Here is a 26,174-nt window from a genome sequence, read left to right as displayed (position 1 = left end):
GCGGGTGTGCGGGTGTGCGGGTGTGCGGGTGTGCGGGTGTGCGGGTGTGCGGGTGTGCGGGTGGGGTGCCTATCCCCCGTGCATATCGGAACGTATGCGGGGGCGCACGTAATCACTCGTGCATGTCCGTGTCCTACCCTGCTTCCGTTCGCCGGTCGCGAGTGGGTTCTGGAACTAGACCTCGGAATGGGCGTGATCGTTACGGTTACCGGTTCGTCGTCCGGAACACGGGATCGCGGTCGATGTTTCATGTGAAACGACGAACGCGGCGCGGTGATGTCATGCGGATTCGCGTGCTGCTGCACACCATGTTGCGGTTCAGCTTTCCTATCGCGCTCAGTACTGGCAAGCTAGTGTGCGTCGGGCGTGAGCGAAGGTGCGCCATGGAGGAATCGGGTTGTCACGACGGCGAGAGCTCCGCTCGGCCGATTAGACGCCGCGAACCCGGTTGCGCATCATGCTCGATCCGGCAAAGGCTATGGCAAACACGACGCGCCAACCCGTCCGTCGCGCACGTGTTCTGAAGGTTCTCGGGTTAGGAGCTGTCTATGTCGAGCGGTCCGGCGAATGTTTCACGGGAAACTACGTCGCGCGTGCCGGGGATGTTGGACTCCAGCAATTTCGACGCGGAGGTCTTCGGCGGCACACAGTACGGGAATATCTCCCCGAGCGAGACCCCGATAGCTGCTGAAGCTCACCGTGCGAGTCAGGTTCTCCATCCAGGAAAGGTGACTGTGCCGAAACCGCACGAGCAACGCATCATTACGGTCGCTAATCAGAAAGGTGGCGTCGGAAAGACCACGACCACCGTGAATCTGGCGGCCGCACTGGCGTATCAGGGGATGACGGTCCTCGTCATCGATCTCGACCCACAAGGTAACGCCAGTACGGCTCTAGGGATCGAGCATCACTCCGGTGTGCCCTCCAGTTACGAGTTGCTCATCGGCGAAACCTCGGTCAAGGATGCGATCCAAACCAGTCCGCATAATGAACGCCTCCTGTGCATCCCCGCGACCATCGATCTGGCCGGTGCCGAGATCGAACTCGTCTCGATGGTGGCCAGGGAAGGGCGGCTGAAAGCCGCCATCCAGGAAGCGAATCTCGCTGGTTACGACATCGACTATGTGATGATTGATTGTCCGCCTTCGCTGGGATTGCTGACGGTCAATGCGCTTGTCGCGGCGAAGGAGGTGCTGATCCCGATTCAGTGCGAGTACTACGCGTTGGAAGGTGTCGGCCAGCTGCTCCGCAATATCGGCCTGGTTCAGGCGCACCTCAATCCCGAACTCCATGTCTCTACCGTCATTCTCACGATGTACGACGGTCGGACCAAGCTGGCGGACCAAGTCGCGGAGGAGGTGCGCGGGCATTTCGGTGATGTGGTGCTGCGATCGTTGATCCCGCGCAGCGTGAAGGTGTCCGAGGCCCCGGGTTATGGCATGACGGTGCTCGATTACGATCCCGGCTCCCGGGGGGCGATGAGTTATCTGGATGCCGGACGTGAGATAGCCGCCCGTGCGACGGCTTCGCGCGCTGCTGCGCTGAAGTCGGCGGAGTGACTAGGTTGGCCGAGTCGGCATTAGACACAATCAGGTCTGGTGGCGGGATGAGGAAGGGGTCGGTAAACCGATGAGTCAGGCTAAGAAGGGTGGTCTCGGGCGAGGTCTTGCCGCCTTGATTCCCACGGCACCGGAAGCCGTATCGGGTACCGGTGCCGTGGCCGCGAGTGCCGCCGGTCTCGATCCAGTTGACGCGCGGACTGTCTCGACCCATTTGCACCGGGTTCCCGACCCTGCCGACGATGATGTCGAGATCACCCCCGGCGGTGCGATCTATCGGGAGATCTCTCCGGATCAGATCGAACCGAACCCCAAGCAGCCGCGCGCGATCTTCGAAGAAGAGGCATTGGCCGAGCTGGTGCATTCAGTTCGTGAGTTCGGCCTGATGCAGCCGATTGTGGTGCGTCGAGTCGAACCAGGGGTGGACCGCTATCAGCTGGTCATGGGTGAGCGACGCTGGCGGGCCTGTCAGGAAGCGGGGTTGGCTGCCATCCCCGCGATCGTCCGGGAGACCGCGGACGAGTCGATGCTGCGCGATGCCCTGTTGGAAAACATCCACCGGGTCCAGCTGAATCCATTGGAAGAAGCAGCGGCGTATCAGCAACTGCTGGAAGAATTCGATGTCACTCACGAAGAACTGGCGGCCCGAATCGGTCGCTCTCGCCCAGTGGTGACGAATATGATCCGTCTACTGAAGTTGCCGATTCCGGTGCAGAGCAGGGTTGCGGCTGGCGTACTGTCTGCCGGCCATGCGCGGGCACTACTCGGCCTCGAAGCGGGTGCGGATGCTCAAGAGGTGCTCGCCGCTCGCATCGTTGCCGAGGGACTCTCGGTACGGGCTACCGAGGAAGCTGTGGTGCTCGCCAACCGTGATCCGGACGCAGCAGCCCCTTCCCCGACCGCCCGGCGTAAGCCGATCCAGGTGCCGCGTCTACAAGATGTGGCCGATCGGTTGTCCGGCTCGTTCGATACGCGGGTCACCGTGAGTCTGGGAAAGCGCAAAGGCAAGATTGTTGTCGAGTTCGGGTCCATCGATGACCTTGAACGGATCGTTTCCCTGATGGAGCAAGTCACGCCTGATGCATGACACACGTAACAGCGGATCCGCGGCCGAAACGTCACTGTGACGGCATTGGATTCGCGCAGCTGGGGCGGCTACATCGGTCTCGGCGGAGTAAAGCAAGTTCTTCTGACCAATAGCACAGCGATATGGAATGAGGCGGACTCCCCTTGATCGCTTATCCTTGCTGGCGAGTACACAGTGATGCAACGTGAGTGTGGATGAATCGGATAGCTGGAGGCTGAGCAGAGCGGTGTCGACCAGCGTCACAGCATTAACCCTCGGCGGACTGGAAAAACTTCCCGCGCATGCGCGCCGTTGTGTCTTCTGGGAGATCGATCCCGGAGTAGTCGCGCGGTCGCGCACCTTCAGCGATCCGGTTTTCGAGAAGGAAGCTTGGCTGTCGAGGGTCATGTTGGAGTGGGGTTCGTGTGGACAAGTAGCCACTGCTGATGGCAACGTGATCGGCTGCGCGCTGTACGCGCCGCCGAGCGTAGTACCACGCGCGGCCCTTTTCCCCACCTCCCCGGTGAGCCCGGATGCAGTCCTGCTGACCACACTGCGGACCGAACTCCCCTACCGGGAGTCCGATGTTCCCCACCGCCTGATCCAGGCCGTAGTGGCCGATCTGGTGCGTCGCGGGGTACGTGCGCTGGAGGCGTTCGGTCTGCGTGCCGCGCCATCCACGCAGTCGCTATCGGATCGGGTCGGCCCTATGACATTGATGGAGCGGATCGCCGCGCCGATCAAAGGGGCGCGTGTGGCCGACGCCGCGACCGAATGCTCACCTGAGACCTGCATGATCGATGCCGACTTCTTGGAGGACGTCGGTTTCGAGGTCGTCGCACCCCACCACCGATTCCCGCGGCTGCGGTTGGAGCTCGACTCCGATCATGGCTGGAAAGAAGATGTCGAACGGGCGCTGGACCAGCTGCTCGCCGCGGCGTCGATGACCATCCCTACCCGGATCGGAGCCCATTGAGCTGGGTATGCGACGTCTTATCGATCCCCAACCAGCTCTCATCCGGTGGAAAAATCCGGAGCGGTGAACGGACTACATACGGTCCGCGGCGGCCAGCTCTTCGGCCAGTAACTCCGCGAACGTGTACGTCCCGGTGGGCTGGTCATCCTGCCCGAGCAGGTACAGGCGCTTGACCGAAATCAGGATGGCTTCGGCGATCACATCCCGCATCCGCGGATTGGTGAGTACCGAGGCATCATATTCGTTGGTCAGATAACCGATATCGACCTGAACGGTCGGCATTTTGGTGAGACGAAGCAGGTCCCAGGTCCGTGCATGGGTACGGCAGTCCTGCAGAGAGGTTCGTGCGACGACCTCACGCTGGATGAATCCGGCCAGCACTTGACCGATCATCGATACGGAGCCGTGCGAGTTACCGAAATAGAATCCGGCGACCCCGTTGGCCAGCGGGCTCGGGTTCGTGGCACAGCGCAGCGAGATCATCAGATCGGCATCGAAGGCGTTCGATGTGTCGGCACGCTCGGCATCGGTGGGGTCGGCGCCCCATGGGCGGGACAGGAAGGTCTCCATGCCGGTGGCCGCCATTCTTCCTTCCAAGCGACTGGCCAAGTCCCACAGGATTTCCGACTCGTAGACATCGCCGTATTCGGTCGGCACCGCCCAGCCCTTGGCAGGCCCGCCGAGCCCGGGGTCGATGACGATCCGCTTGCCGGTGAGCTGTGGTCCCGCTCGGTGTACAACCTCTTCTTCGGCGATCCGATGCGGGTTTCCTCCGGTAACCCTGGCGCCGAGTAGTTCCAGCGAGCGCAGCGTGTCCGGTCCGCAGATGCCGTCGGCAGCCAGCCCGATCTCCCGCTGGAACGACGAGAGTGCGTCGTGGGTATGCGGGCCGAAGTAGCCGTCGACCCGATGCACGTAGAAACCGAGGTCTTGCAGCCTGCGCTGCAGGGTGGCCACATCATCGCCGTACAGCGGTGCGGAGAGCTGGTAGATCAGCGTGCGTGCACCGAGCCGGTAGGACGCTTCCTTCAAGGCCCGATAGGTCGCCGGGCCGACCACACCGTCCACGAGAAGTCCGCGGTGCTGCTGAAACGCGCGCACCGCGGAGTCCAAGTGATGGTCGAAGGATGCGTCGACATCCTTCCAGTATTCGCGCGCATTCGCGTGATCGGTGCCGATATGCGCGTGTAGGAACCCGAGACTTGCCAGGGTGCCCCGAACCTCTGCTACGGCTGGACCGGTATCGCCGTGACGAAGTCGGTGCATGCGTGAGCCCTTTCCTTCCGTCAAGCGCGGTACCCACTCATGCTATGGGATACACCTTCGCACGACCGGAGCGTTGGTCGATTGTCGCAGACCTGGTGCGGATTTCGGCAATCCTCAGGTCCTGGGATACGGCGAGTCGGCGAACCGCGTCGTCAGATGACGCCGTCGAGTTCACGCAGAAGAGCGGCTTTGCCCTTCGCTCCGACGATTTGCTTGACCGGCTTACCACCGCGGAACAGCATCATAGTGGGTAACGAGAGGACTTGATAATCCCGAGCGGTGCTCGGGTTGGCATCCACGTCCAGCTTCGCGATGGTCAGCTTATCGGAATGCGTGCCTGCGATCTCTTCCAAGACAGGGGCGACCATCTTGCATGGTCCACACCATTCGGCCCAGAAATCGACAAGAACAGGCTTCTCGCTGAGCAGTACCTCGTCGGCGAAGGACGCATCGGTCACTGTGACCGTTTTAGCGGTCTCGGACATGAATTTCTCCTTGGATTACGGTGCGGGCGGAAGATCACTTGCCTGGGACGGTCACCGGCTCGCCCGCATGACCGACGGTGTTCGTGGTGATGTCACCCTGTTCGGCCAGCCAGCGTTCGGCATCGATAGCTGCCCGGCAGCCGGTGCCTGCCGCGGTGATTGCCTGCCGGTAGGTGTGGTCGACGAGATCGCCCGCGGCGAAGACCCCGGGGCATGCCGTGGCGGTTGTCGGCTGCTGTACCAGCACATATCCCTCGTCGTCCAGCGGGATCTGACCTTTGATCAGCTCGCTACGCGGATCGTGGCCGATCGCGACGAACAGACCGGTGGCAGAAAGTTCGGAGGTCTCGCCGGTCCGGGTGTCCCGCAAGGTCAGGTGGGTGACCGCGTTATCACCGTGAACTTCGGCTATTTCGGCGTTGAGCACGAACTTGATCTTCTCGTTCGCTTTCGCGCGTTCCAGCATGATCCGGGAAGCGCGGAACTCCTCGCGGCGGTGCACGATGGTGACACTGGAGGCGAACTTGGTCAAGAAGGTGGCCTCCTCCATCGCGGAGTCGCCGCCGCCGACCACCACGATGTCCTGGCCTTTGAAGAAGAAACCGTCGCAGGTCGCGCACGCGCTGACGCCGCGGCCGAGCAGACGTTGTTCACCAGGAACGTTCAGGTAGCGCGCGGCCGAGCCCATGGCGAGGATCACCGCGTAGGCCGAATAGGTCTCGCCACCGACGGTGACCTGTTTGATCGGGCCGGTCAGGTCGACGGACTCCACGTCCTCGGTACGGATATCCGCACCGAATCGTTTGGCCTGCTCGCGCATCTCCTCCATGAGATCCGGGCCCATGATGCCGCTGCGGAATCCGGGGAAGTTCTCCACTTCGGTTGTGGTCATCAACGCGCCGCCGAACTGGGTTCCCTCGAACAGCAAGGGCTGGAGTTCGGCACGCCCGGCGTACACAGCGGCTGTGTAACCCGCGGGCCCGGAACCGATGATGATCAGGTCACGAACCGGCGCGCTCATGACCGGGCCTCGCCGATGCTCGGATCCTGCATGATCTCGAACGTGGCTCTGGTGGTCGTTCGCTCGCTCATATGGCCCTCCGCGGGAAAACAATGGACGTGTCGGTCAACAACAGGGTAGTAGTTGTTGTTCCCATGCCCACCGGATCCGTCCCGGCGGGACCGCGGGCAGGGTCAGCCGATATCCTGCAGGGCCTTGCGTTGCGGATCATCTGCGCTGCAACCGGTTCCGACGACGAGTGCGGTGATCTTCGGTGGGCGCGGGCCGGTGAGCAGGATGAGAACCGCGCGGTCGCCCTGAAATGTGATATCGGTCGAACCGAGAATATCGCGGTCGAGTCCGTTCGCTTGGACGCAGCGCTCCAACGCTTCGGGCCAAGCGAGTACACCGGTGGCATCATGGCGGCCGAGTGCGCTGAGTGCGGCAGTGGGGGGGAGTGCATCGTCGAACTGGTCGGTTCTCGTTGGCGGTGCCGCGGTTGGGTGGGCTCGGTCACTGTCGCGCAGGGTCGAGATGACGCCTCCCCCGCCTGCGATCAGGACAATCGTCGCAGCTGCCGCGGCGAACCACCGCAATGTGCTCCGCCGGCGCCCGTCGAGTGAGACCGGTCGCGGTATGGACTCCGGAGCCGGTGGCTCATTGCTGGATCCTGTCGCCGGAGCCTGCGGCAGATGTCCGTCGTCGGTGGTGGTCGGTGTACTCCGGTCCCCGGACATATCGAGCTCATCGATGAACCGGGTGAGTCGGGCTGTCACATCCTCGGGCATGGCGTGGATGATGCGTTCGTCACGTCCGAGTGCGCGCAGTTCGGCACTGACGTCGTCGAGTGAGCGTAAGAAGCTCAATGCCTCCGGATCGCGGGAGACCGCAGGCCACAACTCCTCGCGTTGCGCCGAGGTCATATTGCCCGCGTGCAGGTCGGCAAGTAATTCGGCCGTGAAGGGAGGTTGCGGTCCCCTGCTCGACATCGCACCTCCGTTGTCTGCCTCTGCCGTCGTGGTATCCCCACCCCGATGGGGGCTGCTTCTGCTGTCGCTCATTGTTCCGTCACTATTAATGACGCATCCCAACTATCTCCGGTTCCCCGGATCCCGCAGGAAATCCAATTGCTCTTTCAATCGTTGTCGTGCGCGAGCGCACCGGCTCTTGATGGTTCCTTCGGGGATACCGAGCAATGCGGCGGCTTCGGCGACGCTATAACCCTCCAGATCTACCGTGACCAGTGCGGTTCGCTGGTCGGGCGGTAGCCTGAACAACGCGTGATCAACGACCATGGATATCTCCAGCTCGGCCATCTCGTCGCGGTTGTCCCTCGGCTCGGGCATGGTATCCGGGGAAAGTGAGAACGCGTGCCTGGTCTTGTTCCGCCGGATTCGATCCAGGCAGGCGTTGACCACGATTCGGTGCAACCAACTGCGCACCTCGGCCTCGGCGCGGAACGAGGCAGCTGTTCGATGGGCTGCCAGCAGTGCGTCTTGCAGTGAATCGGCCGCGTCCTCACGGGTGTAGGAGGTGCGCAGGGCGGTCTGCCAGAGGTGGTCGTTGTGCCTGCGCAGCAGTTCGGCGAACGCATGGCGTTGACCACGGACATGTGCTGCCAGCAGTTCGGCGTCGGTGTATTCGCCGGGCGCGAACGAGTGCTCACGGTAAGCGATCGACCGTGGCATCCCCCCGTGGGACTCCTTGTTCAATTCGAGCAACGTCCAATTCGGATAGTAATGCCGGCCCCGGGACGGTACTCATACGGCAACGGTGCGGGTGGCCGGCACCGAGATTGCGCAGTATCCAGGATCGAGAGTTCCGGAACCCGGGAAGCTCCCCTGCTGAGCGTTCCAAGATCATATCGTCCATAACGATTCGGCGGCAACCAGAAGAATGGGATGGTAAGCGGAGCCGCATGCGATAAAGGGTATGCGGCTCCGGTCCGGTCCGGACGCCGTGGGATCAGGCTATGGCACGGCGTCGAAATGGATATCAGCGATGGACGTTTGGAATTGATTTCCAGCAGTGCTCAGTTCGGTGATCCAGATGAGCACGTATCGGGCGGCCTGGTCGGTTTGCACCGGAATATCGGTGACACCATCCCCCAGCAGGGCGGAACCGATCAGCTGTGTTTGATCCAGTGTCGGTGAACTGGTCGGCGAGGTACGGATTTCCACCGATGTTCCCGCGCTGGGCGAGTGAATCGAGACATTCATGAGCTTGGCCGGGCTCGGTAGCGTCGCCATCAACCCGACGCCCTTCTTGAGCGCAGGGAACTGCTGGAAATACTGATCCGTGCGCCACATGCTGCCCGGATCGTTGTCCAGCACCGCTCGCGCGTTGGAGACACCGTCCGGGGTGCCTTCGGGGGAGAACACCGACACGGTGGTCACGGCGATCGGCACGCTGGTCGGCGCATCAATCGGCGCGAGGTTCGGGCCTGCGGCCTCTGGAGTCGGCTCGGGCCTGATATCGGTCGTCAGACCGATGTTGTTCTGCTCGTTCAGTGGCGCCTCCGAGGCGCTCGGCGCGAACACACTGACCATCCACCAGATAACGATGCCGACCACCAGCGCGGCGAGGATGCCGAGCCCGATCATGATCCACATCATCCGTTGTGCTCGTTCTCGTTCCGCCGCGAGCAGTTCCGGATCGGCGAGCGAATCGTCGTTATCCGTGGACGCCCGCTGGCCGAGCCGCAGCACCGGGATGAAGTCGGTCTTCTGATCGACCACCGAGGCCTGCTCGAGGACATGCTGAACCGTAGCGGCGGTACGTACGCCTTTGTTCGACTCGAGGGAGCGGACGGCGACCGCGGAGATCTCGAACGGTACTTCAGGGCGGATCTGCCGTGGTTCCACCGGGGTGCCATCCGGACCGAAATCGGCCATGTGGAGTCCGCCGACCGTGCCTGCGGTGCCTGCCTCGGAGCGAATCGGCCAGCGCGCGGTGATCAGCGCATAGAGCATCGCGCCGAGACCGCGAACGTCGGCTTGTGCGTCGGCATCGGACAGTGTGCCGGGGAAAGCGAGTACCGCGTCACCTGCCGCGCTGATGCGCACCCGGTCGGGATGATCGATGGACAGCGCCCCGCCACCTCGGTGGGTCAGCTCGGCCGCTGAGGCAAGAGCGCGGATAGCGCGCGCGGCACCGATCGGTGAAGGTACCGTATCGGCCATTTCACGCAGCGAACGGCCTGGGGTCCATTCCGCCACCACAATGCCGCCTGAACTGCCACGTACGACATCCAAGACGCGGGCGAGGCCGGGCGAGTTGATCCGGCCCAAGCGGAGCGTGCGGGACAGGATCGCCTGCGGTCCATCGTGACCAGCATTGTCGGCCGCTTTCTGATCGGCGTCGACGAAGGTCAGCGCCACCTCGCGGTCGAGCTTGATATCGAGTGCCTGCCAGAACTTCAAGCCACGCGCTCCACCGTGGCCGGCCAACAGCCGGTAGCGGCCACCGGCTACAGAAGCGCCGGGAATCAGCTTGGGACCACGCGGAACTCGCCGCTCGGCCGGGTTCTCACCACCCATCGGCGGCATCTCCGGCGAGCCGACAGGGAACGTTCCGGTGTCGTACATCGGATCGCGTGGTGGCTGATTACCTGATCGGCTCGCCGCATCCCGATCAGGGGGCGCCGCTGCCTGTCCTTCGTTCGTATGCGCAGGATCGGACGACTCACCCGCGGTCGGCGGTGCATCGGTGGACGGTGCATCGGTGGACAGTCCGCCGGCCGTGGTCGCGGCAGAATCAGCGGCCGGGACGCTATCCGCCGCGTCGTCGCTCACCCTCGGTCCTCCTTCGCCCTGATATGTCGAGCTTCCGGCGAATTCGCCACTTGTGTTTCTCTGCCGAACAGGGTACGGGAATTCACCCATACCTGTGATGTCAACAGCATCGGCTCTGATCACCGGCAGCACCATGGTCTGGGCATCCATGTACGGATCGAACCGCGAATAGGCGAAGTACGGGTCGGGCCGTCGGAGTACCTGCGTGGCATACGGGTCCTCGGCCGGGCTGTCCAGGTCGAGATCCGGTGCGGGCGGAGTCCAACCGAAGCGTCGGGAGACGGCCACGGTAATAGCGACAATTTCCGGGATACCGGCCAGTCGCATCAAGCCGAAGGCCACCGCGAGCATGACCAGTGCGGTGATGGCCACCCGGAGCAGCGAGCCAGGACCGCCGAAAGACGCGCTCAGTCGATCCAAGCCGAGTACCCGGTCCACGATCCACATCACCGCGCCACCGGCAAGCGAGGCGAGCAGCACCCGGCTCACGGTGCGGCCGACATTGGCCATCCGGAGGTTACCGAGGCTGCGGTGCAGCAGATAGCCACCGACTACGGCGCCGACAAGGAAACCGAGTCCGTTCGCGATGCCGAGCGCTATCACCACATGCTCGGCATCGGTGACAACAGGGGCGAGCGCAGAGAAGATGACCTTGGCAGTAGTGATGCCGAGGATGATCCAGGTCGGAATCCACGCCTGCTCCCTGGCGTAGAACACGCGCAGGTGGATGAGCACCAGAGAATACGGAATCAACGCGAATGCCGACCAGCTGACCGCGAGGCCGAGACGCTCGGCATCGGCACCACCGAAATTGCCGTAGCCGTACAGCGCATGGCCGACCTGTGTGCCTGCCAGTGTCAGGAACGTGACTACCGGGACGAGGGCGATCATCGTCAACCGGGTAGCAGCGGAGAGATCATCGACCACCGCGGGCGTATCATCTGCCGCGGCGTTTCGGCTCAACCGCGGCATAATCGCCGTGAGCACCGTAACGCCGAGCACGCCGTAGGGCAGTTGCAGCAGGAGCCACGCATTGTTATAGATCGCCGGGCCTGCCGCATCGGCATGCGAGGAAACCCGAGTCGCGAAGACGAAACCTGCTTGACTGATCAGGACATACAGGATGATCGCGGCGCCCATTCCACCGAACTGCTTGAGGCGCGCATCGATCCCCCAGAGCGGGCGCAGGTCGATGCCGGCCCGTCGAATCGCTGGAACCAGGCTGACTGCTTGTACGACCACACCGATCGTGACACCGATGCCGAGCACCAGCAGCTTCGGATCACTCATACGTACTGGATCCAGGGTGATCTCCCCCGGCATCAGTACATAGAGGCCGAGTACGACCAGGACAACCAGATTGTTCAACACAGGCGCCCATGCGCCGGGCTTGAACATTTGCCGGGTGTTCAGAATTGCGGTGAGCAGCGCCGACATGCCATAGAACAAGATCGCAGGCAGCAGTAAGAAGGCCAGTGCTGTTGTGAGAGCGGTGTTCACTTGGCCGTCGTCGGACAAGAACACGTGCGTAGTCAGCACCGGAGCTGCCGCTGTTGCCAGCAGCGCAGCGGTGGCGAGGACCACGAAGGCCGCGGTCACCAGGCGCCGGACGAATGCCGCGCCGTGATCGGGATCCTCCTGTTCGGCCCGCACCAGCGTCGGCACCACGATCGCAGTGAGCACCGCGCCGAGTACCAGCTCCGCGATCATGTTCGGGATCTGGCTGGCAACGGTGAACGCGCTGGCTATCGCGGGGCCGAGCACGGTGAGCAGCAGCAGCTGCTTCCCGAATCCGGTGATCCGGCTGATCAGTGTCGCGAAAGCGATCGATCCGGAATCACTGAGCAGCCGGGAGCTCGCATTCTGCTTCGATTCGGCTGCCTGTGGTGGCTTCGTGGTATCGGTGCGTGCCGGTGCTGCCACCGTACGCGGGTGTTCCTGACCGGCAGGCTCATGGTGAGCCGGAGCTGATTGCCGCTGATCCGGAGGTGGCAGATGTGGCCGTGGCGGGGCATAACGAGGTGGCTGCATCCGGCCGGATTCCGGCGGTGTGGCCGGGATGGGTCCGGAACGCGGTGGGTGTGGTGTGGCAGGAAGGGGGCCGGACCACGGTTGGTGCGGCGCGTTCGGTGGTGCGGGTCGGGGGGTACCTGCAGGCAACGGACCGGATTGTCCAGGCCCGGGGCGCGCGGGAGCAGGTGGCACAGGGCGAGGTTGCGCGGATCCAGGCGGTGGGGCGGGATACTGCCGTCGACCCTGGTATGGGTTGCCACCGGGACGTGGCGGCACCGGCCGTCGTTCCGATCGGGGATCGGATGGGGGTGGTGGCATACGCTGCCCGGGTCTCGGCGGTGGCGCGGCCGGAGGATGGTCGATCGGCGGCACCCGTGGTGTCCGGTCGCCGTTCCTGGTCGGACCCTGCTCATGCGGGTACCCGGACTCGGGTGGTCGGCGTTCCCACGGCGCGGCCGGTGCGCGGTGGATCGGTGGCTCTTCGAGCTCATCGCCTTGTCGGGGGCGATGAGCCGATATGCCATCGTCACTCATCCTGCCTCCTGTACATGCCGGGATATCCGTACCCCCACCGGTTCACCATGATCGGCGAATATTCTGTCCGTCGCCCCGCCGGTCCGGGCCGGTACGGGAACACCTGATTGTCCTCTACCGTGCCACACGACACGGCGGCATTACACATTGATGCAGGTAGAAGTGGCTGGTGCGGGGCAGCTGTTGCGAGTTCCTCACTGCGTTCGCCGACGTCGCTTCCGCTCCCGCAGTATCCGTTTGCGCGCGCGCCGATAGCGGTTGGCGCGGCGCCTGGTGCCGGAATCGAAACCCTCGTCCGCCGGATCCGGCTGTCCACGAAAACGGTGCCACAGTCGGCGGCTGACCAGCAAGAGCAGCAGGAAACCGGCACATCCTGTAATTATCGCCAAGGCTTGACCGTAGGCGTTCGACCGTACCGAGACCTGGGTCGGACTGCCGAGCGCGATTCCTTCCGGCGTGGTGAGCGAGATGGGGATGACCAGGTTGCGACTGTCGCTCACCTCGGTGGGGATCCGGAATGATCGTGACCCGTTCGGTGGCAGCTGCTGCTCGCCGGGATCGGTGATATTCGTCTCGGCCGGCGCCTCGATACGGAATCTGACTTGGATGGCCACCGGCAGATCGTTGCGGGCGACCAGCAGTAATGGGCTCTGCTCGGTAGCGAGTGTGTACACACCGCCCGGAGGTAGCACGGTGACCGAACGGTAGAGCTCATCCACCGTCCGGGTCGTCTGATCCAGTCTGCGTTGGGTGAAGGTATTCGGCCTCGCTGCCTCGCCGCCTCGCCGATCCGACAGGCTCAGTGCGCGGATCAGGTCATCCCGTAACGGCGTCAGGAAAGCCCGTGGCGTCGGCTCCGCTCCCGGCACCTCTACCATCGCGCGCATCATCTCGTTGATCCGGCGGCCCTGGTCCTGTGTGGGTGGCACGAATCGGTTCGGTACCGCGTGCTGTGCGGCTTGTGCGAGATAGACCAGTTCGTGGGGTTGCGGGTCCGGTGGCAGCCTTACCAGATCCTGGAATGGGCGTGCTGTGGCGAGGTCACTGCGCAGCAATAGGTCGAGCTGGTGCAATAGCGCGGTCGCTTCTTGCCGGTTGGCGTCCCACTGCTGCGGCGGGACCAGCAACAGTGTCCGCGACCGGTCGGCCTCCGGATTCAGTGCGCTCCACGATATGGCTCCCAGTGCGTCCTGCAGCCGTGCCGAACGAGAATCGCTCGTGATCTCATAGCGGGCCTGGGTCGGGGTGAAGGGTGGCGTAGGCGGATTGGAGCCGACCGCGGCCAGCGCGGTGGCCGACCAGATGTCGAATCTGACCGCCCGCAGCGCGGGATCGGTGGCCGGAGCCGGGGCATCAGGAGTCGGTGGTGCTGTGCCGGAGGGATCCGGTAGCGCGGGCACAGGTGTAGGGGGCGGCCCGGCCGTGGTGATATCGGGCAGCCGGACCACATCGGCACCCGCTGTGGTGTCTCGGGTGTCTTGGCTTTCGCTACTGCTCGACCGGGCCCAGTTCGCGTTGTTCTGGGAGATGGTCGCGCTCGCGGCGAGCACAGCGGTTTCGAAACCGTGGTTGCGCAGGAGCAGTCCTGCTTCTCTGTCGATGCTGCCGGATTCCGGCACGCTGACTCCACGCACCGAGCGGGTGGACAGGATCGAATCGATGATGTCGGCGGGATCGTCGATCGCGCGCTCGGCCAGCGCGGGGTCCTCGGCCGCTGCCAGCGCTGCCAGATCGACTTGCGCGAACGGCAGTGCCACCGTGCACATCGACCCTGCCAGTACGCGCAGCCGATCCAGCCAGGTCTGCGCTTGTTCGGTTCCGGTGCCTGCTCTGGTGGCGCCTTCCGGGTCGGACGGACTGGCCAGCACGCGGTAGCTGCCGGTCATCGCGCGTACCGTGAGCAATAGATCGGGATCTATGGCGAGGCAGACTGCTGTGTTCAGGGTGCTGTCCCAGTCGGTGCCCTGTTCGGTGGTGCCGATCACCGCCTCCAGCGCCGTCAACAGTTGATCGAGGCGGCCACCCTTGTCGAGGGAAGTGGCCAGCTCGTCGTCGGTGAGTTGTACGGTGCTGTCGATACCGCCGGGCCTGCCCGCGATCTGCCTCGGCCGGTCGGCCAGTGGCCACAGCAATGTCGTCGCCACCGGCGCGTTGGTCGGCGCGGGCACCGGAGGGATCACCGAATCGGAATCCTGGTTGTTCGGTGTTGGTGGCACACCGAGTACCGGTAGCAGGAATCGGGCATCGTCCAGCCTGGCCTGGATGCCATAGGCTGGTTCGCCGTTGACGTTCAGCAGCAATGGATAGACGCCGGGCTCGGTGATGTTCAGCGATGTCGTGCCGTCGGCGGAGCGCAACGGGATGCGCAGCGTGAACTGTTTACGCTGTCCTGGATTCAGCCGCTGCGCGATGTCCTCGAACTCGCCGTGCACGCCGTAGTTGGCCTCGTCGAGACGCAATGTCGTGCGTAATCCGCTCGGCGCGGTGATCGCAGCCGCGCGCTGGAGGCGGATGGTGATGTCGTCGACTCTCCGGTCGCCGATATTGGTGACTGTGCCTGCGACCGTGAGTATGGGATCACTGATGGTGGTTACTGTGGCAGGCGACACCGAATCCAGCGACAGTTTCAGAAATCTCGGGTTCGACGAGGTGTCGGTCCCGGCCGGTTGAGCTGTCACCACCGCGGAATCCAGCAGTGGCAGCATCGTCACCGAGCCGAGGATGGTCAGGACCGCCACGAAGATCCGGAACAGTCCACGCGTCATCGCTTGCCGGTCTCCATCCGGTCGATCAGTTTGTTCGCCATCTCGGCCAGCCGCCGTTCATCGGCGTAGGCCAGCCGAGAATTCAGCTCGCTCAATGGCACCCAAGCAACTCGGGTAACTTCCACGTCGGCGTCCGATAGCTCACCACCGACCGAACGCAGCAAATAATGATGCACTGTTTTGTGTATCCGCCGACCTTCGGTTACGAACCAATAATCGATGCTGCCGAGTTCAGCGACGATGACACCGATGATTCCGGTCTCCTCGGCGACTTCGCGGATCGCGGTTTGCTCGGCAGTCTCACCTTCTTCGATATGTCCCTTGGGCAGTGACCACAGTAGCCGCCCGCGGCGATCGGTGCGTCCGATGAGAGCCGCACTGCGCTTATCCCGTGGACCGTTCAGTCCGTCGACGACCAACCCGCCCGCCGAGGTTTCCCGTACTGTGCGCATCCGCGGTTTCGCCGCGCCGACAGCCGAACCCCGACGCCGAGGCTGGCGGCGTCGACTGTTCGCGCGATCGGCCGGAGACACCTGGCAATCCTACTGTGCGCAGTCCGTGGCGCCTGCGCCACTGCACCCGCAGTGCCTGCGCCGAGCCGGGTCGGCGCCAGGTGGATGCCGTCGTGCGGGCTGTGCCGGTATCCGCTTCATCCCGGCTCGGTAAGCTGCTCATTCGTGGTTTCGCCCAAGTCAGAGGATGCTGCGCTGGATAGACGTACCCGATTGCTTGCCGCCGCGGCGGTGAGCCTCGGTGGCTTGTCGGATGTGCTGACCCCCCTCGGGGAGTTGTTCGCGGCGCGGGGGCACGAGTTGTACCTGGTCGGTGGGAGTGTTCGGGATGCGGTGCTGGGCAGGTTGGGGACCGACCTGGACTTCACCACCGATGCCAGGCCGGAGGTGGTGCAGGACATCGTGCGCGGATGGGCCGATAACCTCTGGGACACCGGCGGTCTCGCATTCGGCACAGTCAGTGCGGTCAAGGCGGGTCAGCAACTGGAGATCACCACTTTCCGCGCGGACAGCTACGACAGAGTGTCGCGCAATCCAGAGGTGACTTTCGGTGATTCGCTCGAGGGCGATTTGGTCCGGCGGGACTTCACTGTGAACGCGATGGCGGTCCGGATCGGCGCGGATGGTGCGATGGAGTTCATCGATCCACTCGGTGGGATGAATGCCCTGCTCAAGGGCGTGCTCGACACGCCGGCCGCGCCGGAGGATTCGTTCAATGACGATCCATTGCGGATGCTGCGCGCCGCGCGGTTCGTTTCGCAGCTCGGCTTCGAGCCGCATCCGCGAGTGCGGGACGCGATCACCGCGATGGCCGCCCAGATCGATCGGATCACCGCTGAGCGGGTGCGTGTCGAATTGGACAAGCTGATCGCCGGTGCCCATCCGATCGACGGCATCAACCTCATGTGTGAGACCGGGCTGGCTCAGCGCGTATTGCCCGAGGTTCCCGCGATGAAACTGGAGATCGATGAGCACCATCAGCACAAGGATGTCTACTGGCATTCGCTCACCGTGCTCGAGCAGGCCATCGACCAGGAAGAAGGCGACCCCGACCTGATACTGCGCTGGGCCGCGCTGCTGCACGATATCGGTAAGCCGGATACCAAGCGCAACGAACCGGGCGGCGGCGTCAGCTTCCACCACCACGAGGTGGTCGGTGCGAAGATGGTGCGTAAACGGATGCGAGCGCTGAAGTATCCGAAACAGTTCACCGAGGATGTGGCCCGGCTGGTGTTCCTGCACCTGCGTTTCCACGGCTATGGCAAAGGTCAATGGACCGATTCGGCGGTTCGCCGCTATGTCACCGATGCCGGTGAGCTGCTCCCCCGTCTGCATAAACTGGTCCGCGCCGACTGCACCACCCGAAATAAGCGCAGGGCCGCCGCGTTGCGCGCCACGTATGACGAGCTGGAGGCGCGGATCGAGCGGCTGAGGCAACAAGAAGATCTGGCCAAGGTCCGCCCGGACCTGGACGGCACCGCGATCATGGAGTTGCTCGGCCTGTCACCGGGCCCAGCGGTCGGTAAGGCGTGGCGCTATCTGAAGGAACTGCGGCTCGACCACGGCCCGCTCACTCGTGCTGAAGCCGAGTCAGCGTTGCTCGAGTGGTGGAAGACCCAGAACTGATCTGGCCCGGAACCGATCGGATTCAGAAGACGATCAGAGTGGTACCCGCGAGGATCGCGGAGCGGATCTGAGCGAGGTCGAACGAACCGGTGATTTCCGATAGCTCGATGCGGAACCGGATCAGCTCGCCTTCCCTGGTGGCGCGGGTGATCCGCGTCGCCTCGGGGAGCTGTTCCAGCGGTACGGTGTGGCCACCGAGCACCTGGCGCGGTACCGGCACGCCTCGCCAGCTCGCTCTGCGCACATCGACATGCAGTAGGTTGCCGGCGATCGACGCATCGACCAGCGCGGTGACCGGGCGTCGGCGATGCCTGGCCTGGATCAGCCCGCTCGGGTGCTGCTCGAGTGACCAGTCCAGTGCTCGGGTGTTGAGCCAGCCGATCAACGCCGCGGTGGTCACGGTGCCGATCAGATCGAGCCGGGCGGCGCGCGCTTTGGTCGGCACGCCGGGAATCAAACGGACACCGTGTGCGATGACGGTCACGGCTTCGATCGGATAGTCGTCCCAGCGCAGCTGCGATAGCACCGTTTTGGTCTGAAAATGCGCACCTCGGCGACGCACCTTCAGCACCTGCAGGGTGGCCTGCAGGCGGTGGTCCAGAAGTGTGACGTCGACCGCTTGTCCGCCGAACCGGCTCAGGATGCCTTCGCTGAGCATCGTCATCAGCACGTCGGGCAGTAGCGCCGTGACGGTCCCGGCGCCGAGGTCGGCGACTGGATCCAGCCACGCGGTGCTCAGCGTGACCCACTGTTCGAGCGTGGGCGGCTCCAGCAGGCGTTTTCCGAGATCGATGGTCCGTAGCAGCGACCAGGACTTCGGATCGAAATACGTCGCCATGATTGGACAGAGCGTACTTGCCTCGGGAGCGCATCGCTATCGTGCTATGCGGTGGTTCGGGGTATCAGCTCGGTTTCGGGTGTGGGCGCGTGAGCGTTCTCGAACGGTGGGTCAGCACCCGTATCCGCCACCTCCCGGAGTTTCGATCCGCAGCACATCCCCTGGTTCCAGCTGTGCGGAGTCCGCGCCGCGCATATGCGTGACGGTACCGTCGGAGCGTTCGACCTGATTGTGACCCAGTGCACCGGGCGCACCGCCTGCCATGCCGTAAGGCGGGATCCTGCGGTGACTCGTCAGAGTGGAGACGGATACCGGTTCGGTGAACCGCAGGCGGCGTACCGCGCCGTCCCCACCGCGCCAGCGGCCTGCTCCGCCGCTGCCCGTGCGCACCGAGAATTCCTCCAGCACCACGGGCAGGCGCCACTCCAGAACCTCCGGGTCGGTGAGCCGCGAGTTCGTCATATGCGTCTGGACCACGCTGGTGCCCGCGAAGCCGTTTCCCGCGCCGGACCCGGAACCGATGGTCTCGTAATACTGGCTGCGATCGTTGCCGAAGGTGATGTTGTTCATGGTGCCTGATCCCTCCGCCTGTACCCCGAGCGCCGCGTACAGCGCGCCGGTGATCGCTTGGGACGTCTCGACATTGCCCGCGACAACGGCAGCGGGTGGTTCGGGAGCGAGCATGGATCCGGATGGCACGATGATCCGCAGCGGACGCAGGCAGCCGTCATTGAGCGGAATATCATCGGCGACCAGGGTGCGGAAGACGTACAGAACCGCTGCGTTGGCAACCGCATAGGGCGCGTTGAAGTTTCCCGAAAGCTGTGCCGATGTTCCGGTGAAATCGATTGTGGCGCTGCGATTTTCTCGATCCACTGTGACTTGAACCCGGATAACGGCTCCCAGATCGGTCTCGTAGGTGTACGAGCCGTCGTCGAGCGCTTCGATGACGCGGCGCACCGACTCTTCGGCATTGTCCTGGACGTGGCGCATATACGCTTCCACAACGTCGAGTCCGAAGTGCTCGATCATCTTCCCGACCTCTGCGACGCCCTTGGCGTTGGCCGCGATCTGGGCGCGCAGGTCGGCAAGGTTGGTGGCCGGGTTGCGGGACGGATACGGCGCTTCGGTCAGTAGCCGGTAGGTCTCTTCTTCCCGGAACCTGCCGTCCTCGACGAGCAGCCAGTTGTCGAAGATCACCCCTTCCTCCTCGATGCGGTGGCTGTCGGCAGGCATGGAGCCCGGCGCGATACCGCCGATTTCGGCATGATGGCCGCGGGAGGCGACATAGAAGAGGATTTGTTCGCCCGCCGAGTCGAATACCGGTGTGATCACTGTGACATCCGGTAGATGGGTGCCGCCGTGATAAGGGTCGTTGACCGCGTAGCTGTCGCCTGGGCGCATGGCCGCCCGGTCCGCGGCCGTTGATCGTCGCGCATCGGTTCGCTGCCGGATGACCTCCTTGACGCTGGTGCCCATGGAGCCGAGATGGACCGGGATATGCGGTGCGTTGGCCACGAGATTGCCGTCGGGGTCGAACAAAGCGCAGGAGAAGTCCAGGCGCTCTTTGATATTGACCGATTGCGCGGTCGATTCCAGCCGTGCGCCCATCTGCTCGGCGATGGACATGAACAGGTTGTTGAAGACCTCGAGTAAGACCGGATCCGCTTCGGTACCGGCTTCCGGTCCCGCGACCACGGCTACCCGCTCCATGATCAGGTGTCCGATGTCGTTCACGCTCGCCTGCCAGCCTTCGTCGACCACGGTGGTGGCATTGGCCTCCGCTAGTACGGCGGGCCCGGATACGGTCTGGCCCGGTGCCGATTCCGCGCGCTGATACAGCGGTACCTCGCGCCAGATGCCACCGGTATGCAGGCGAACAGTCTCCGGCCCTGCCTCGTTGCTCCGAGGAGTGGTGCGGCCGGTCAATTCAGGTGGTTCGGTGCGACCGATGGCTTCGACGGAGAGGGCTTCGATGACAATCGGGCGCTGCAGCGTGAAGGAGTATGTGGTGCGATGACGTTCCGTGAAATCCCTTGTCATCTCGGCTGGATCGGTGAGCCGCACGGTGAGGGCGGTATCGGTGCCGTCGTAGCGCAGCTGGGCCCGGCGCACCACGTGGATTCGCTGTTCCGGCAGGCCCTCGGCCAGCAACTCCGCATGAGCGGCGGCCGCCAGCGCGTCGGCGGTAGCGCTTACCCGCGGCATCGACTCCGGTAGCAGCGGTAATTCCAGGGATTGTTCCCGCATAGCAGTGGTATCGGCCAGCCCGATGCCGAGTGCGGACAGCACACCGGCCATCGGAGGGACGAGGACGGTCCTGATACCAAGGGAATCGGCTACCGCGCAGGCGAGCTGGCCGCCCGCACCACCGAATGTGGTCAGCGCGTACCGGGTGACATCGTGGCCCTTTTGTACAGAGATCCGCTTGACGGCGGCGGCGATATTGGCGACGGCGATTTGCAGATAGCCCTCGGCAACCTGCTCCGGTGTGCGATCGTCCCCGGTGCATTCGGCGATCTCGGCGGCCAGCTCGGCGAACCGGGCGCCGACCAGCTCGGCATCGAGTGGTTTATCGCCGTCCGTACCGAAAACCCGGGGAAAGTGCGCGGACTGGATCCGGCCGAGCAGCACATTGGCGTCGGTAACGGTCAGTGGTCCGCCACCGCGATAGCAGGCCGGTCCTGGTACGGCGCCCGCGGAGTCGGGCCCGACCCGGTAGCGGCTGCCGTCGAAATGCAGGATCGAACCGCCACCGGCTGCCACCGTGTGGATATCCAGCATCGGGGCGCGCAGCCGCACCCCGGCGAGTTGCGTGGTGAACACCCGTTCGTACTCGCCTGCGAAATGTGAGACGTCGGTGGAGGTTCCGCCCATATCGAAGCCGATGATCCGGTCGAATCCGGCGAGCTGTGACATCCGGACCATACCGACGATACCGCCGGCCGGGCCGGACAGAATGGCGTCCTTACCACGGAATTTTCCGGCTTCGGTGAGGCCGCCGTTGGATTGCATGAACATCAGCCGTACCCCGGCGAGCTGCTCGGCGACCTGCTCGACATAGCGGCGCAGTACCGGTGAGAGGTAGGCGTCCACCACGGTGGTGTCCCCTCGTGGTACCAGCTTCATCAAGGGGCTCACCTCGCTGGACAGCGAGATCTGCGGGAAGCCGATCGCACTGGCCACCCTGCCGATGGCTTGTTCGTGCGCGGGATAGAGATGGCTGTGCATGCACACCACGGCGACGGCGTGTATGCCCTGCTCATACGCCTGTTTCAGTTCGGTAGCGAGGGTATCGAGGTCCGGTGGCCGCAGCACTGTGCCATCGGCGAGTATCCGTTCGTCCACCTCGATGACCCGCTCGTACAGCAGTTCGGGGAGCGCGATCTCGCGGGCGAAGATCTGCGGACGATTCTGGTAAGCGATCCGCAGGGCATCGCGAAAGCCACGGGTGATCACCAGGACTGTGCGTTCCCCTTTACGCTCCAGCAGGGCATTGGTCGCGACCGTAGTACCCATCCGGACTGCGTCGATCCGCTGCTCGGCGGCAGTGCCGGCATCTGTGGTGGCAAGGATTTCCCTGATCCCGGCGACCGCGGAATCGGCGTACCGCGCCGGGTTCTCCGACAGGAGTTTATGTGTGACGAGCTCGCCGTCCGGCCGCCGAGCCACGATATCGGTGAAGGTGCCACCTCGGTCGATCCAGAACTGCCACCCCGGTCGCGGAGCGTCGGATGTCATCGCGTCTGTCTCGGTCACCGGAGTCTCCCGTTCTGCGGACCGCCACGCCGGTCGATCGCATCGCGCACGATACCAACGGTGGTTCGCCGCATCGGCCAGTGCGGCCGCGGGTCCACCACAGCACTGGCCGATGCGGTCAGCGCGGCCGAGTCAGCCGGGCATGCATGAGATACACGTTGTAGCTATCCCATTCCGAGAGTGTGAAATACAGATCTTCACTTGTCGACCATGGATGGATGAACCCACCGTAGGATTTCGGATAGTCGGCGGTGGAGACCAGTGGTATCGCGTCGGTCCACGCACCTTGCGGGCTCGCCGCGGTGCGCAGCACGATCGCGCCGAGGGCCGGATCCAGGTAGACCATCTGCCATTGATCGGTCTCCCGGTCGTAGCGCACCGACAGCTCACTGGCTATGCCGAGGACCAATGGCGTGGCCCGCTGCTCGGCCGCCTGCACCCAGTCGCCATTCACCCAGTACTGGTAGGCGGACTTGTTCAGCACATCCTCTGCGAGCACCCTGGCCAGCCCGATCATGCCGATGCGCCCGTTGGGCGTGCCGAACATATAGACATAGTCGCCCTTGGGCACCATCGCGGCTACTTGGAACGTGCCGAGGCCGAAGGAGTTGCCCCATCTGGCGTGCTGGTCTTTCTTCCAGGTGTGCCCGTGGTCATCGGAGTAGGCGATCCCGCCGTAGTTGGTCCACCACATGCCGGGGATACGACTCCATCGGTTCACCGACATGTAGCTGAGGTATTGCCTGTTCCCGAGGGCGAAGCCAGAGGTAGGGATAGTGGTGGTCTCCCAGTTCCTGATCTTGCGGCTGGTCAGGATCTCTGCCGCATGGCAGCGGCTGTCCTGGACGAAGGTGTCCAGCGTCAGACCATCGGACAGGTCTCGATCGGTGCTGAAGGCGATGACATTGCTGCGCCAGTCCTGGTCGTCGTGGCCTGCCCCGCCACTGGACCAGCCTTTGCCGAAGGTGTCGCCGAAAACCACGGCGACCTCGCCAGGTGCTGTCTCCCACATCAGGCCGAGATCGGTACCGTCGACCTGCCAGCGCATATCGGTGCGGTTGGCGGAGCCGGGCCCGGTTACCTGACCGACCAGTCGCACTGCCTCGACATCGGGGACGGGTACCGGCGCAGCGAGCGGACCGGGCTCGATCGGACGCATCGCCGGTACGGGAGCAGACTGCGGCTCTATCCGGGGACCGCCGAGTACCGGGACAGGGATCGGGATCGGCTCGATTTCCGGCCGGAACTGGATACGCGGCAGCAGGATCGCATCGCCCGAACCGGAGCCTGAACCGGAGCCGGAGCCGGAGCCGGAGCCTGAACCCGAGCCAGAGCCGGAGCCTGAACCCGAGCCAGAGCCGGAGCCAGAACCAGAGCCGTCTCCGGTATCGGAGTTCGGCCCCGAATCGTGTGCTGCTTCGGCGTCGGTGGCGGCGGAATTCGACTCGGGCTCGACGTTGTCCCTGATATCGGGGCATGGGTTGGCGCAGGGATCCACAGGCAGCGGATCCGGGACGATCCGTGTGTTGTCCGGTGGCGGGCCCGGCACCGGAACCGGGGTGAATTCCGGGATCGGTACCGGTATATCGATCTGTGGTGGCAGTGGTGGGGGCGAAGGCGGTTGCGCGGGGTTCGGCGCCCGATAGAGCGGGTCGAACCCGGTCTCACCGCAGTTGTTCACCGGCAGCGGCGCCCATGGGAAGGGGGCGGCTTGCGCGGCTGGTATCGGCACGGCGAGAGTCCCGGCGAGCGATACGACCCACAGCGCCACTACTGAGGGAAGGCGGATTCGGGATGCGCGCATCACTTCGACGCGGCCGACGGCTGTCCGGCGAGCGGGTGCTCAACAGCAGGCCGAGTTTGCCACACAACCAGACTATTTCGTACCGCGTCGGGATTGTTCACCGGAGAAACCATGTCGTGATGCCTCCTGTCGGTCGGCCGCAGACAGGTCAACTTACCGGAGTGAAGCAGGCAAGCGTGGGAGGAGGAATCCGAAGGTCATCCCACCGTAGAAGTCGGTGTCCAGTTGTTCATCGGATGTGTTTCGCGCGCCGCGTGTTCAGCGCGACGGCCACAATTCCCGCGGCGTAGATCGCCACGCCTGCCAGGACCACCGCCGGTGCGCGTCCATCGTCCGGAACGACCACTGCCGTCATCGCTATCGCAAGTACGAACGCGATGTTGAAGACCGTGTCCTGTAAGGCGAACACCTGGCCACGCCGCGCGTCATCGATATCGATCTGCATCGAGGCGTCACCGGTCAGCTTGATCGTCTGTCCGGCTAGTCCCAAAAGGAACGCGCCGAGCAGCAGGAGCTGATGCGCGCGCGGTAATTCGGGGCCGGAATCGGCGAATGCGATCGGCGTGACCAACGTCAGTTGCACCAGCATCGCGGTGACCAAGCCTGCGAGCACGGTTCGCGGCCGTCCCAGCCGGGGGATGAGCAGTGGCGCAACGACAGCAGCCAGGAACATGCCCGCCGCGGTGGCGGCAATGGCAACGCCGAAGCCGACCAGACCGCCGCCGACCCCGGAACCGTGTTCCGCGCCCTGCCGCAGTACCAAGACCATAATGAGCGTATTCGCTCCGAAGACGATCCGGTGTACACAGATCCCTGACATCGTCGTCGTGACCGTAACCGATTGCCAGACTGCCATGGCCCCGGTACGCAATCCGGTGACGATCGCGTGCACCGTGTTCCCTTCCGCCGCCGTACCGGGTACCGGACCGAGCACATGCGGCCGGAATCCGGCTGCCAGCACCGCGCCGAGTACCGATCCGGCACCGCTGATCGCGACCGCGAGGGCCGAGGCGGAATCTCCGGCCCCGATCAGCCCGATCAGCCCCACCGAGATGGCCGCGCCGAGCCCGGCACACCCGGAAGCCACCGTGGCGAACACCGAGTTCATCGGCACCAGCCACGCCTGGGCCAGGACTCGTGGCAGCGCGGCGGACACACCGGCCATGACGAACCGGCTGACGCCAACCACGGCAAGAGCCAGTAGTAGCAGCGCCGACTCGCCGATTCCGGCGAGCAATCCCACGCTCACCATGGTGATCAAGACCGCGCGCAGGGCATTGGCCGTCAGTAGCACAGTGCGCCGATCCCAACGGTCCAGCAGTGCGCCCGCGTACGGTCCGATCAGCGAATACGGCAATAGCAGCACTGCGAAGCCCGCCGCGATGGCCAGCGGATCGGTCTGTCGCTCCGGGTTGAACAGGATCGCGCCCGACAACGCCGCCTGGAACATTCCGTCACCGAATTGCCCGGCGAACCGCACCACGGCCAGCCGTGCGACGCCAGGGCTTTCTCGTAGCGCGGCGCGTAACCCGGCCTGTCCCCGCTCCATGGGAGTGAGATCTTCGGCGTGACCAGTCGACACGTCGGTGAGCGTACTGTGTTTTCCGGAAACATCGGATATCACCTGGCTCCGCTGTGACGATAAGGCTGTATTCACGCATTCGACGCAGTAGCGGCGGGGTAATCGAATCCGGAGAGGAAGTAGGTGATATCAGTGCTCCGGCAACATCGCGGATAGCGTGGATGTCGCGGGTTCGGAACCCGTTTTCTCCGGAAATTTCCGCGCTACGCACTCGAGGAATATCATGTCGTGATTCGGCAAGTTCGCCGAGCTCACCTACATACGGTCGTGATAGTGGAAGGAGATCTGAGCAACTACCCGGAGTCCGTCTCGCCGAGCGCACCACTGCGAAAAGCGGGTGAATCCAGCACGGAGTCGCTATCCGCTCCGGTTGCGCCTCCCGGCCCCGGTAGTCTATTCTTCCGCCGATTTTCCTTGTGGCGCATGGTGATCGGTGATGCTACGGATTATCCGGCCGAGATGTCCCGCGATATCGGCCTACCAGTCGGTTCTGCTTGCTTCCCGTTCATCTCCTGGTCGCTCGCGTAAAATGCCGAGTGCAGCTCAATTTACTAGGAATGTGGAGCACTGTGCTGGAAGTGCTTCTACCCGAATG

16 protein-coding genes are annotated in these 26,174 nt (G+C 64.0%); 4 read left to right on the top strand and 12 right to left on the bottom strand.

The features are described 5' to 3' along the window. Nucleotides 1-602: 602 nt before the first annotated feature. The 3 genes from ACL02S_RS22165 to ACL02S_RS22155 all read left to right on the top strand — a co-directional run bounded on the left by ACL02S_RS22165 (nucleotide 603) and on the right by ACL02S_RS22155 (nucleotide 3,601). Nucleotides 603-1,559, top strand: a complete 957-nt coding sequence (locus ACL02S_RS22165) for a ParA family protein (RefSeq protein ID WP_412804409.1) — start codon at nucleotides 603-605, stop codon at nucleotides 1,557-1,559. Between the two features lie 70 nt (nucleotides 1,560-1,629). Next, nucleotides 1,630-2,646 (top strand): ParB/RepB/Spo0J family partition protein, encoded by a 1,017-nt coding sequence (locus tag ACL02S_RS22160; protein ID WP_412804398.1) that lies wholly within the window; start codon nucleotides 1,630-1,632, stop codon nucleotides 2,644-2,646. Nucleotides 2,647-2,872: 226 nt separating this feature from the next. Then, nucleotides 2,873-3,601, top strand: a complete 729-nt coding sequence (locus tag ACL02S_RS22155; protein ID WP_412804408.1) for a GNAT family N-acetyltransferase — start codon at nucleotides 2,873-2,875, stop codon at nucleotides 3,599-3,601. 72 nt (nucleotides 3,602-3,673) lie between these two features. Here the strand turns inward: ACL02S_RS22155 and ACL02S_RS22150 are convergent, their stop codons facing one another. The 8 genes from ACL02S_RS22150 to ACL02S_RS22115 form a co-directional block, all read right to left on the bottom strand. Beyond that, nucleotides 3,674-4,867, bottom strand: coding sequence for an N-acetylmuramoyl-L-alanine amidase (locus ACL02S_RS22150; protein WP_412804397.1), 1,194 nt, complete (start codon nucleotides 4,865-4,867; stop codon nucleotides 3,674-3,676). A 152-nt stretch (nucleotides 4,868-5,019) separates the two neighbouring features. Continuing rightward, nucleotides 5,020-5,352: a thioredoxin gene (gene trxA / locus ACL02S_RS22145; RefSeq protein WP_412804396.1), complete on the bottom strand. Its 333-nt coding sequence runs from the start codon at nucleotides 5,350-5,352 to the stop codon at nucleotides 5,020-5,022. A 34-nt stretch (nucleotides 5,353-5,386) separates the two neighbouring features. Continuing rightward, complete coding sequence (gene trxB / locus ACL02S_RS22140) at nucleotides 5,387-6,373, bottom strand: thioredoxin-disulfide reductase (RefSeq protein ID WP_412804395.1); 987 nt, start codon at nucleotides 6,371-6,373, stop codon at nucleotides 5,387-5,389. Nucleotides 6,374-6,546: 173 nt separating this feature from the next. Continuing rightward, nucleotides 6,547-7,341, bottom strand: a complete 795-nt coding sequence (locus ACL02S_RS22135; RefSeq protein ID WP_412804394.1) for an RsmA family anti-sigma factor — start codon at nucleotides 7,339-7,341, stop codon at nucleotides 6,547-6,549. 102 nt (nucleotides 7,342-7,443) lie between these two features. After that, nucleotides 7,444-8,040, bottom strand: a complete 597-nt coding sequence (sigM, locus tag ACL02S_RS22130) for an RNA polymerase sigma factor SigM (RefSeq protein WP_412804393.1) — start codon at nucleotides 8,038-8,040, stop codon at nucleotides 7,444-7,446. A 282-nt stretch (nucleotides 8,041-8,322) separates the two neighbouring features. Beyond that, entirely contained in the window at nucleotides 8,323-12,177 is a 3,855-nt protein-coding gene (locus ACL02S_RS22125) for a murein biosynthesis integral membrane protein MurJ (protein WP_412804392.1), read from the bottom strand. A 710-nt stretch (nucleotides 12,178-12,887) separates the two neighbouring features. Further along, nucleotides 12,888-15,458: a DUF6049 family protein gene (locus tag ACL02S_RS22120; protein ID WP_412804391.1), complete on the bottom strand. Its 2,571-nt coding sequence runs from the start codon at nucleotides 15,456-15,458 to the stop codon at nucleotides 12,888-12,890. Then, nucleotides 15,455-15,991: an NUDIX hydrolase gene (locus tag ACL02S_RS22115; protein ID WP_412804390.1), complete on the bottom strand. Its 537-nt coding sequence runs from the start codon at nucleotides 15,989-15,991 to the stop codon at nucleotides 15,455-15,457. Before ACL02S_RS22115 ends, ACL02S_RS22120 begins: the two co-directional genes overlap by 4 nt. A 144-nt stretch (nucleotides 15,992-16,135) precedes the next feature. Between ACL02S_RS22115 and ACL02S_RS22110 the strand changes: the two genes are divergently transcribed. Beyond that, nucleotides 16,136-17,596, top strand: coding sequence for a CCA tRNA nucleotidyltransferase (locus ACL02S_RS22110; protein ID WP_412804389.1), 1,461 nt, complete (start codon nucleotides 16,136-16,138; stop codon nucleotides 17,594-17,596). A gap of 22 nt (nucleotides 17,597-17,618) precedes the next feature. Here ACL02S_RS22110 and ACL02S_RS22105 read toward each other — a convergent pair whose 3' ends face one another. The 4 genes from ACL02S_RS22105 to ACL02S_RS22090 form a co-directional block, all read right to left on the bottom strand. Beyond that, nucleotides 17,619-18,434 (bottom strand): hypothetical protein, encoded by an 816-nt coding sequence (locus ACL02S_RS22105; protein WP_412804388.1) that lies wholly within the window; start codon nucleotides 18,432-18,434, stop codon nucleotides 17,619-17,621. A gap of 111 nt (nucleotides 18,435-18,545) precedes the next feature. Further along, entirely contained in the window at nucleotides 18,546-22,175 is a 3,630-nt protein-coding gene (locus ACL02S_RS22100; protein WP_412804407.1) for a hydantoinase B/oxoprolinase family protein, read from the bottom strand. Between the two features lie 136 nt (nucleotides 22,176-22,311). Further along, the gene (locus ACL02S_RS22095) at nucleotides 22,312-23,997 is read right to left on the bottom strand and encodes a glycoside hydrolase family 183 protein (protein ID WP_412804387.1); all 1,686 of its coding nucleotides are present in this window, start codon (nucleotides 23,995-23,997) and stop codon (nucleotides 22,312-22,314) included. Between the two features lie 229 nt (nucleotides 23,998-24,226). Then, on the bottom strand, nucleotides 24,227-25,546 hold the full coding sequence (locus ACL02S_RS22090; protein WP_412804406.1) for an MFS transporter: 1,320 nt from the start codon (nucleotides 25,544-25,546) through the stop codon (nucleotides 24,227-24,229). Nucleotides 25,547-26,174: the final 628 nt, after the last annotated feature.

Source organism: Nocardia spongicola, from assembly GCF_047200775.1.
Classification (GTDB): domain Bacteria; phylum Actinomycetota; class Actinomycetes; order Mycobacteriales; family Mycobacteriaceae; genus Nocardia.
The sequence above is the reverse complement of the archived record's forward strand: the minus strand, read 5'-3'. Positions and strand labels throughout refer to the sequence as shown.

What these genes read in the sequence shown, in the direction of transcription:
- ACL02S_RS22165 (WP_412804409.1), top strand. Translation starts at nt 603, where the DNA reads ATGTTGGACTCCAGCAATTTCGACGCGGAGGTCTTCGGCGGCACACAG.
- ACL02S_RS22160 (WP_412804398.1), top strand. Translation starts at nt 1,630, where the DNA reads ATGAGTCAGGCTAAGAAGGGTGGTCTCGGGCGAGGTCTTGCCGCCTTG.
- ACL02S_RS22150 (WP_412804397.1), bottom strand. Translation starts at nt 4,867, where the DNA reads ATGCACCGACTTCGTCACGGCGATACCGGTCCAGCCGTAGCAGAGGTT.
- trxA (WP_412804396.1), bottom strand. Translation starts at nt 5,352, where the DNA reads ATGTCCGAGACCGCTAAAACGGTCACAGTGACCGATGCGTCCTTCGCC.
- trxB (WP_412804395.1), bottom strand. Translation starts at nt 6,373, where the DNA reads ATGAGCGCGCCGGTTCGTGACCTGATCATCATCGGTTCCGGGCCCGCG.
- ACL02S_RS22135 (WP_412804394.1), bottom strand. Translation starts at nt 7,341, where the DNA reads ATGTCGAGCAGGGGACCGCAACCTCCCTTCACGGCCGAATTACTTGCC.
- sigM (WP_412804393.1), bottom strand. Translation starts at nt 8,040, where the DNA reads ATGCCACGGTCGATCGCTTACCGTGAGCACTCGTTCGCGCCCGGCGAA.
- ACL02S_RS22125 (WP_412804392.1), bottom strand. Translation starts at nt 12,177, where the DNA reads ATGCAGCCACCTCGTTATGCCCCGCCACGGCCACATCTGCCACCTCCG.
- ACL02S_RS22120 (WP_412804391.1), bottom strand. Translation starts at nt 15,458, where the DNA reads ATGACGCGTGGACTGTTCCGGATCTTCGTGGCGGTCCTGACCATCCTC.
- ACL02S_RS22105 (WP_412804388.1), bottom strand. Translation starts at nt 18,434, where the DNA reads ATGGCGACGTATTTCGATCCGAAGTCCTGGTCGCTGCTACGGACCATC.
- ACL02S_RS22100 (WP_412804407.1), bottom strand. Translation starts at nt 22,175, where the DNA reads ATGACATCCGACGCTCCGCGACCGGGGTGGCAGTTCTGGATCGACCGA.
- ACL02S_RS22095 (WP_412804387.1), bottom strand. Translation starts at nt 23,997, where the DNA reads ATGCGCGCATCCCGAATCCGCCTTCCCTCAGTAGTGGCGCTGTGGGTC.
- ACL02S_RS22090 (WP_412804406.1), bottom strand. Translation starts at nt 25,546, where the DNA reads ATGGAGCGGGGACAGGCCGGGTTACGCGCCGCGCTACGAGAAAGCCCT.